Here is a 9,229-nt window from a genome sequence, read left to right as displayed (position 1 = left end):
TATAACGATCTGACCATAGCCGATTGTCTCAAACACACCAGTGGATTACCTGCTGCGGAAGGAGATCCAGAAGCGTTTACTTTCAACAACAGTTACTCTCACATGCTTTATAATCAGCGTTTCGTACTGAATACCAGTGCATTAGGTACTACTCATCAGTATAATAATATAATGTATGCCTTGGGTGGTTACAGTGCGGCTATTGCCAATAACAAAGCGTGGGTGGATCTAATTAAAGAAGAACTTTTAAACCCCTTAGGAATGAATACCGCAACTACTAATCTCTCTGATTTCTTGAACTCACCCAACCATGCAACCCATTACATTTCATACTATAATGATAGCGGATCTATCATTAGAACACCTTCATATCCTCCGGCTTTAGACGAAATTGGACCGGCCGGTAGTATGGGCGCTTCAATTAATCAGTTAGTTAATTGGCTTAATTTCCAATTAGCTGGTACTGGAATGTTCAACGGCCAGATAATTGTTTCTAAAGAGAATTTAGATGCAACCAGAACCGGATATGTATACATCGATGATAAAAATGATACCATGTATGGATATGGGTGGGATATTGATAAAACCCATATATCCCATGCAGGAAGCATACCTTCGTCCAAAGCTTTCGTGAATTTCTACCCATCTACGGGAGTCGGTATGGCAATATTAACCAATGAAGGGAGTATGGGGGATGCCTTCCGGATGAGTGTATATAAAAAATTAATAGATTTAATGAATGGTGATGAAACCTCTGATTTCTGGCCTATTTTCTACGATACATATAAACCAGTATATCAACAAGCTCCGGATAACCCCACTGGACCAGGAGACCTTGCCAATTATCCTGGTGTGTATTTAAATGATTTTTATGGGAATATTACCATTAAACTGGAAAATAACGTTCTGATTAGTTATTATTGTTTAAACGATCAGTCCTTCAATTTAACTCATTGGAATGACACTACATTCGCCGCAAGAAGTAATGGTGACTTATTAACTTTCAAAAACCTTACAGATGGCAAATATCAGCAATTAGTAACCTATGTGGCGCCGGATTATACTGTGATACCCACTAACGTAACAAACACCTTCAATCGTACAGAATAACACTGGAATGTTGTTGCTGTGGTTGTGTTAGTCAGGCACGGTCCAGTTCAACCTCAACATCTAGTTTTGAGTCAAGGTCATCAATGTTAATGCCCAGGGTAGTGAAGACATCCCACACTTCGTATAGTGCAGCCTGTACTAGTTCAAACTCTAATCTTCTTTCGTTATTTTCTGATCTTATACGATTGAATAGTCCTTTATCAGCATATTCTGCGAATATCTTTATATTCCCTTCCAGTTCACCCTCATTAAAGAACACCAGGACATTAACCCATTGCACTTTGGGATGTGACAAAGCAGAGTTCGTGATCCTATCTGTTAATTTTCTTTCTATCTTTTCAACATCCTCATAATAAACTGACTGGTCAAAGCGGTGTAAAATCTCCTCAACATCATCATTAACATCTTTTAAATTATACTTGGCCAGTAAAGCCGACCTATCCAGTTCTAATTCTTCCGATATTTCTTCTTTCCATTCTATCTTTTCAGCTTTTAATTCCCTATCTTCCCGTCTAAATTCATTAAAATCATCATTTTCAATTAATTCTTCCTTGCTCTCGAGGAGATCTTTATTCTCCCGGTAATTTGTGGAGTGGTCTGCTTTTTGGGTTTTTCTTTGTTGGTACTTTTTAAGAAGGAGTTCCTTTTCCAGTTGTTCTTGTTGTTGTGCTTTTTTTATGAGGGCTTGTTTTTCTTGGTCAATGATTGGGGTTTGTGGGTTGCTTTGTTTCTGTCGCTCTCTGTATTTTTGTCGAATTCGTTCTATTTCCTCTTTCTCTTCCTCACTAGCTTCTCTGCGCAGAACCTCTACTTCTACAGTGTTCATTTCTATTTTCCCTCTTCAGATCCCCATTGATTTATGCATGGATTGAAAGATTCAACTTGTAAATTCAAGATCTCTCCTAAAAAACTATTGAAAATATGGCATTATTATGGTTTAAAACATCTATAAACCTTTTGCTTTCCTTTAAAAACGTTTATTAATCTTTCCCATGAATAATGGGGGCTTCTAACAAAATTGTGCTAATATATCTTTTTAAAAAAGTGAGGTAAATTTGTCAGAGGCATGTTAAATGGAAAAGTACGTGACTTTAGTGTTGTATTTAAAAAAATAGATGCAATTATGCCAAACACTAACTTATATGGTTAGAAAAAGTATTTTAGGTAATAGTACCATCATCATGGCACGGTAGATGTTGGGAGGAGATCTGGTAGTGAATTTATAGGTTTCAATATTTAACTACTTTTTAATCACCGTACTCGCAACTTCAGTTTCCCTTCCACCTTTGTACCGGAAATCACACCGATCACCACCTTCGGTCAGGGTTTGAGTGCGATGCACGCCCAAATTTCCGCATTCACTCATGGGAATGTCCATGGCACACAGGTAAGGGGTGAATTCATCGGCATCGTGGTCATGGAATAACTTCTGTATTCCACACTCAATGAAATCCAGTCCATAATCATTCGCCCTGTCTCCAGGGATGAATTCGTAGGCCCAGTCACCAGGATATTTCCTCTTCAGGGACTCTTTGGCTGCCATTTCAATGTAAAAAACGTACTTGGGATGGGTCATAGGGGGAATTAAATCTGCATTATCCCTTAAATATTGTTCAGATTCCTGGTAAGCTATCTCCCCAATTTCTTTCACGGGCTTATCATGCCTTTTCAGGACCTGATACAGGGCCAGGTCCTGGGCCGCAGAAACAAGGTCCATGGTTAAAAAATTTTCATCCCCACCAATGTAGGGTATTTCATCAAAAATAAGTTCAAATTCCCCTCTAATCTCACCCATAACCTCATTTTTAAATTTTTCCCCGTATTTTTCTTCTATCAAAGTTCCCACACGTTCACAGAAGCCATCAAACTGGGTGAAAAACTCGGATTTCTTGGATGTATAGTAATCTTTTGCCTCGACCATTTACATTACTCCGTAACTCCAATATCTTGGCGGTAAATTTTCCTTCAATACGGATTAGAGATTTTTATTGGTAAAATCAGAGATTTACTCCTGATTATGGACGCGTTCTGCTTCGATTTTAAGGTGCTCCAGGCCGGAGTTCAGGGATTCTTCCAGCATTTTTTGAAATTGACCGTGCATGGCACGGCTGAGGAGACCTTCCCAGGATTCCTCCTCTACTACACGGGTTTTACCCTCCACGCCCTCGATTTTGAAAACATCAATGGCATTGATGCCCATGGTCTTCCCGGTCCAGGCTATACGGTGTGGTGGTTCTATATTCTGCAGAACCGATGAAATTTTCCCTGGACCAGCTTTCCACTGGAAATGTGTTCCTGGTTCTAATTTACCATGAAGTATAACTTCTTTTACATCAGGATTCCAACGGGGCCAGGCTTCAATATCAGTTAAAATATCCCACACTGTATGGGGATCGGCATCAATTTCAATTTCCACTTTAGCCAGGACAGGAGCCTTTTCATTGACACTAACCATTCTATCACCCGTTTAATATATTTGAATTCTAAAATATTAAAAACTATGTTAAAATAAAAATTCTTAGTTAAGTGTCTAAATCGGTTTAAAAATTATTTAAGCGCAAATATGTATTAACTAATACATTTACATAAGTAACAGGGCATTAAGATGGTTTATGAACAGTTTTAAAAAGTACAGCAAATCCGATAATTTTATATTAAAATAGAGTAAGTAATAACTAATAAAATGTTATTCTTAGGAGGGGGTTATGTGGGTTCCATCCCTGAATTAATTAAAAACAACCAGTTGAAATTTTATTTTACACTAACTTTCGTAGTTACATGGGTATTCTTTGTTTTACCGATCCTATTCTCCATAACTGATCCCATAATTGCTGTCCTGGTGTCTGCTATTGGTGGTTCTGGCCCTGCTTTAGTTGCAATAGTCCTTTCAGGTGCTATTAAACCCAAAAAACTAGAAACCCAGAACCTTAAAAGATGGACCATTTTTATAATATTCCTGGTATTAATCAGTTTCCTGGTTGTTTTATACTTAGGAATCTCTTTAAACACGATTTCTATCACAATATTGATTCTAATAATTGTTAATGCAGTAATAGCTGCTTATATAATTACTGGAGGATTAGCGGCTCATGAAGGGATACGAGAGCTTCTGAACAAACTGTATATCTGGAAGGTGGGTTTAAAATGGTACATTGTTGCCCTATTAATATTCCCGGCCATAACCTACCTTTCGCTTTTCTTCGGTGTTTTTACTACTGGTTCTCCCCTTAGTGAAATATTACCTCAAATTTCCATCAATGCTCTTTACGGAGCTATTCTCTCTTTCTTTTACATTACTCTGATTCGTGGCCCTTTAAGGGAGGAAATAGGTTGGAGAGGATTTGCACTGCCACGATTACAGAATCTTTACTCTCCTCTTGTGGCCACGTTAATTTTAGCTGTAATCTGGACAGTCTGGCATTTGCCACTTTATTACAATGGTATGTATCCTGGTGGATTTGATGCATTCCTAACCAGATTCACCTGGAATATCGGACTTACCTTCCTCTTTACCTGGATTTATAATCATACTCGAGGCAGTTTACTACTAGTCACCTTATTCCATGGTTCAATTAACACGGTAGGGACCCTGATTATCACTCCTCCGAGCATATCCGGACCATATTCACTAGCCTACATTGCATTAATTAATATTGCAGCAATTGTGGTCATCATAGTGGATAAAATGTGGCGTAAACTACCTGAAGACCATGGAGCAGTATATAAGTATTGATTTGCAATCAAATCGGATGTTTAAGAGTATAAATTATGGGGGCTATCCTTGACTAACCGGAACTCAAACCTGGTAATGAACAGACTTCATAATCAACAACTCATTAGTACCAAGTTCAAGAAGCCCCTTGAGTTAATTTCATGGTTAGGAGCTATCCAGGGTCAGGACTATGCTGGTGCTAAATGGGCACTGGGCCTTCGTTTACCAGGAATTACCGATACTTATGTAGAAAAAGAGTTTGCTGCTAAAACTCTTCTACGGACATGGATTATGAGGGGGACTCTCCACATAGTTTCTGCCGATGATATTCACTGGATGGTCAATTTACTGGCACCCCGTATTATTAAAAAGAATACACGCCGATACAGGGAACTGGAATTAGATGATGATACGTTAAAACAAAGTAATCAGGTGTTAAAAGAATCTCTGGAAGGGGGTACTGAACTTAACCGGAAGGAACTACTGGATATTCTCAGACAAAAGGGCATTGACACAGAAGGGCAACGAGCACCTTATATTCTGCAGAGAGCTTCCCTTGATGGACTTATATGTCAGTGTGGAGTGGATAGTAACGTCCCCCTATATATGTCCCTGGATATGATCCCGGAATCTGACATGGATGATGATGAAGCACTGGCCGAACTCACTCGGCGTTATTTCAAAAGCCGTGGCCCGGCAACTATTCATGATTTCATATGGTGGTCCGGCCTCCTGACAGCAGATGCTCGAACAGGATTAGAGGCAGTTAAATCTGAACTCAATCAGGAAACCATCAATGGGAGAACTTACTGGTATTCTGAGGAAGAAAGTTCACTAACCAATACCGAAGATCCTGGGGCAAACATACCTGTGGTCCATCTTTTACCCACCTACGATGAGTATCTCTTTGCCTACCGTGATCGGAGTGCTTCATTGGACCTTAAAACACGCAAATACCTTCAGAATCATTACCGATCAACCATCTCTTTAGATGGTCAGATCGTAGGCACCTGGAGGCGTACCTTCAAAAAGAGTCGAGTTTTGATGGAATATCATCCCTTTATAACACTTAATCTGGATGAAAAACATGCTCTGGGTGAAGCGGAACTTTTATACAGGAAATTCATTGAATAAAAAATAAGCTGGTACTGGTTTGTTAATAAAACGATATTTCTGTCAATATAATGGATCAATTGTACCTGGAGATTCGTGAATAAATACGGAAAAATTCACGAATCTCAGGATAGAATGGACCCTATAAATGTTAGGATGGAATTTTAATTCTGTTTTAAGTGTTTTCAGTAGAGTGGGTGCTTTTTAATTCTTCTTTTGGTAGTTTTATTACCAGTGATTCCTCTTCAAAGGCACCGGAATCCTGGGCCAGGCATTCCTTGATCTGGGCCTGGATCTGGCGGGGGTCTTCCACATCCACCAGGTCAATTACCTCTACCTGGTCCCGGAATCTCTGGATGGCTTCCTCATTCAGGTTCTCCACGAAGGGTATGGCTCCAGTGGCACCGTTGATTCTTTTCTTTTCTGGGTCGGCACCATTTTCATGGAGTGCCTTTATACTCTGGCCGGTGATATGTCCCTGAACTTCGGCACCGCACACCACCAAAAATCTGAGGTTGGGATTGGAAACCACGTTGGCTATGACCTTTTCAATACCCAGGTTTTCGGTGTGTAAAGGTCCGGAAATACTTGCCCCGGCATCTACCGGTGTATTTTCCATATGGGAGCCTAGGGTTACCACGGCCACTGCGCTTTCCACATCACCGGTGGTGTAGTCACCCACCACTGGGGGCCATTCTTCTACTGATTTTTTTTCCACCATGTTTTCTACCTCCAGATTTTTTTAACTCAAATTTAAATTTTAACTATAAGTTAATGTTTAACTTGTAGTTAATACAATATATATTTTGCCCTTTCACTCCACCTAAAAAACAAGATATGTGAACTTAATTCAGGATATAAAATCCAAAAAACTCTTAAAATAAGGAATTATTTATTGGAAAATATAATAGATTGGTTTGCCCAATTTTTAAATATCCTGCAGGGAAAATCACTCTATCCTTAACCAAGATTTAAAAAGATTCACATCCAACAGTATAGTAGAGATCAATGGGTGAACTACCATGTCTACCATTTCCCGAAGAGAACGAGAAAAGCAGAAAAGGCGCCAGGAAATAATAGATGCTGCAGAGAAGGTTTTCTTTGCCAAGGGATATGACAAAGTTACCATGGATGAGATAGCCAACAAAGCAGAGGTTAACAAAGCACTACTCTATTATTATTTTAAAAATAAGGAAACCTTATTTTTCGCAGTAAATCTTCAGGGGGTACGAATTCTCCATGAAATATACGTGCGATGTTTTAATATTGACACTGATGGTTATGGTAAGGTAAAAGCCATGTTACAGGGATTATTTGATTTTTCAAGGGAGTACCCCGAATACTTCCGCATATATTGCTACTCCGGGACCGAAAGATTTCAGATGAGTGATGATGAGGATGCCCAGGAGATCGTGGATCTGAGCACGGGAATGTGGCGTATTATGGTTGAAGCCATAATAGAAGGTATTGCTGACGGAACCATCAGAAATGACTTGGATCCAGTTGAAATGTCCATATACTTAAACATAATGGCCACCAATGCATTAAACCTTGATTTTAGTTTTCAGATGGTGCTGGAAGCCCGTGGAATATCCCGGGAAAAGTACTGGGAAGATCTGTTGAGTTTCCTCAACCCGGCCCTCACCCAGAGGTCTGCTTGGGGCCAAAAATGACACATTAATCCAGAAAACACCTGAATCTAGTTGAAATTCCACCAAGAAACTTCCACTGCCTAATCATATAGGCAATATTTTCTTCCATACTATTTTTATATGTATTTAACTTATCCTCGGGATTATCACCTGATTTAATAGCATGAGCTGCCAGATAGCCACTAGCCAGTGCACTGGATATTCCCTCACCCAGGGGATTCAGGAGATTAGCAGCATCCCCTGCAAAGAACACCCTGCCTTTTCCCAGATCTACCTGAAATTCTGGTGTTATGTGGGGCATAATACCCACTTCTTCCTTAACAATAGAATCTATCTGGGCATTGTGGTTTGTTTTTAGAAAAGAAAGGAACCGGGAGTGATAAGTTTTCATAAGGGATGGATCCTGAACACCCACTCCCATAATGAGATAGTCATCCTTGACATTGAACCAGGCATCGTACTGGGAAAGCTCGGGATTTAAAAATGCATGGAAAAAATCAACTTCCAGATCAACATTACCCCTGCAAAACGTCTGATAAGTGATTATGGGGTTTGTATTATTTGAGGCAACCAAAATATTCTTTTTAATCGTGCTTCTGACCCCATCACACGCTATGACCACCCGAGCTTCCTCTTCCCGGTCTTTGAACTTGACGGTCACTCCATTGTCTTTCTCACGAGAAGAGATTGCCCGGGCGGTTTTAAGTTCGACACCAGCTTCTTCAGCTTTAAGGGCTAAATGTTGATCGAATAGGTTTCTCCATACATTGTAACCTTCACTTTCAAATCGGAAGGTCTTTCCCTCTTCAGTATTAACTACAATTCCCCTGTTAATCTGGGGATGTGAAAAAGTGGTCTCCGGTATCTTGCCGAACTCAGCTTCCACCATCTGAACTGATTTCTGTATTAAAATACCAGAACAGGACTTTTCCCGGGGTAAATCCATCTTGTCCACTAATAAAACATCATAACCGGCATCAGCACTTTTTTTAGCAGCCATACAACCAGCAGGTCCGGCGCCTATCACCAAAACATCGTACATTTTTTTGATCTCCTCAATGATGTTGCCTTGAATACTGCATAAATACTTTCTAAATAATGTCATTCAAAAATATAGTAGTATAATGTAAATTTAAAGATAACTTCAGATTCATTTTTAGAAGGAATTATAAAAAATCATAAAAAATATTCCCGTCCTTGTAGACCAGTAAATCTCCTGCCTGATCGAGGCTGATCAACAAATTTTTTTGGGGTGGTATAATTAAGTGCAGGTAGATACCGGGTCTACATGGTCGGGTATGGATACTGCTTATATCCCACCTCCTTTCACTTGTTAGTCATAATAACTCCTGGATCAGATAAATGGTTTTTCCAAATTGACACCCAGATCACACCCGAATTTGGCCGGAAATCACCCTAATTCCGATTAAACGTCCAAATAAAACATTTCTATTTTCAGAACCAGGTCGGGATTTGAAGTTACCGGGTGGGAAATAAGGGCTATCCTATTGAAGATATTTAAAAAAATGGTCTAATTAAACAATAATTAAACAAATTCATGGAATAATTCCAGAAAAATTCCAGTTTTACCCTTATTTTATCCAGGAACCACAAAGATATATATACCCATCAACAATGTAAT

9 protein-coding genes (1 of these 9 cut by a window edge) are annotated in these 9,229 nt (G+C 39.4%); 4 read left to right on the top strand and 5 right to left on the bottom strand.

What is annotated here, in order from left to right; genetic code table 11:
- Positions 1–1,110, top strand: partial view of a serine hydrolase gene (locus CIT02_RS05895; RefSeq protein WP_292610544.1) — the 3' portion only. Its footprint begins 405 nt before the window's first position; only the last 1,110 of its 1,515 coding nucleotides appear in the window; its start codon lies off the left edge, out of view; the stop codon is at positions 1,108–1,110.
- 31 nt (positions 1,111–1,141) lie between these two features.
- On the opposite strand, the gene CIT02_RS05890 is transcribed toward CIT02_RS05895, so the two are convergent.
- The 3 genes from CIT02_RS05890 to CIT02_RS05880 all read right to left on the bottom strand — a co-directional run bounded on the left by CIT02_RS05890 (position 1,142) and on the right by CIT02_RS05880 (position 3,565).
- Positions 1,142–1,936, bottom strand: a complete 795-nt coding sequence (locus CIT02_RS05890) for a hypothetical protein (protein WP_292610542.1) — start codon at positions 1,934–1,936, stop codon at positions 1,142–1,144.
- Positions 1,937–2,350: 414 nt separating this feature from the next.
- A complete protein-coding gene (locus CIT02_RS05885) occupies positions 2,351–3,031 on the bottom strand; it encodes an L-2-amino-thiazoline-4-carboxylic acid hydrolase (RefSeq protein WP_292610539.1) in 681 nt (226 codons plus the stop codon).
- Between the two features lie 84 nt (positions 3,032–3,115).
- A complete protein-coding gene (locus tag CIT02_RS05880) occupies positions 3,116–3,565 on the bottom strand; it encodes an SRPBCC family protein (RefSeq protein WP_292610537.1) in 450 nt (149 codons plus the stop codon).
- A gap of 252 nt (positions 3,566–3,817) precedes the next feature.
- On the opposite strand from CIT02_RS05880, the gene CIT02_RS05875 reads away from it, so the two are divergent.
- Both CIT02_RS05875 and CIT02_RS05870 read left to right on the top strand, forming a co-directional pair.
- Entirely contained in the window at positions 3,818–4,843 is a 1,026-nt protein-coding gene (locus CIT02_RS05875) for a CPBP family intramembrane glutamic endopeptidase (protein WP_292610535.1), read from the top strand.
- Positions 4,844–4,891: 48 nt separating this feature from the next.
- Positions 4,892–5,956 carry a winged helix DNA-binding domain-containing protein gene (locus CIT02_RS05870; RefSeq protein WP_292610533.1) on the top strand — a complete coding sequence of 355 codons (1,065 nt, stop codon included), beginning with the start codon at positions 4,892–4,894 and terminating at the stop codon, positions 5,954–5,956.
- A 154-nt stretch (positions 5,957–6,110) separates the two neighbouring features.
- Here CIT02_RS05870 and mtrA read toward each other — a convergent pair whose 3' ends face one another.
- Positions 6,111–6,656, bottom strand: a complete 546-nt coding sequence (gene mtrA / locus CIT02_RS05865; RefSeq protein WP_394340411.1) for a tetrahydromethanopterin S-methyltransferase subunit A — start codon at positions 6,654–6,656, stop codon at positions 6,111–6,113.
- A gap of 301 nt (positions 6,657–6,957) precedes the next feature.
- On the opposite strand from mtrA, the gene CIT02_RS05860 reads away from it, so the two are divergent.
- The gene (locus CIT02_RS05860) at positions 6,958–7,608 is read left to right on the top strand and encodes a TetR/AcrR family transcriptional regulator (RefSeq protein WP_292610531.1); all 651 of its coding nucleotides are present in this window, start codon (positions 6,958–6,960) and stop codon (positions 7,606–7,608) included.
- A 4-nt stretch (positions 7,609–7,612) separates the two neighbouring features.
- Here the strand turns inward: CIT02_RS05860 and CIT02_RS05855 are convergent, their stop codons facing one another.
- Positions 7,613–8,629 carry an NAD(P)/FAD-dependent oxidoreductase gene (locus CIT02_RS05855; RefSeq protein WP_292610529.1) on the bottom strand — a complete coding sequence of 339 codons (1,017 nt, stop codon included), beginning with the start codon at positions 8,627–8,629 and terminating at the stop codon, positions 7,613–7,615.
- Between the last annotated feature and the right edge of the window lie 600 nt (positions 8,630–9,229).

This window comes from Methanobacterium sp. BAmetb5 (assembly GCF_003491305.1).
In the GTDB taxonomy this organism is placed as follows: domain Archaea; phylum Methanobacteriota; class Methanobacteria; order Methanobacteriales; family Methanobacteriaceae; genus Methanobacterium.
The sequence above is the reverse complement of the archived record's forward strand: the minus strand, read 5'-3'. Positions and strand labels throughout refer to the sequence as shown.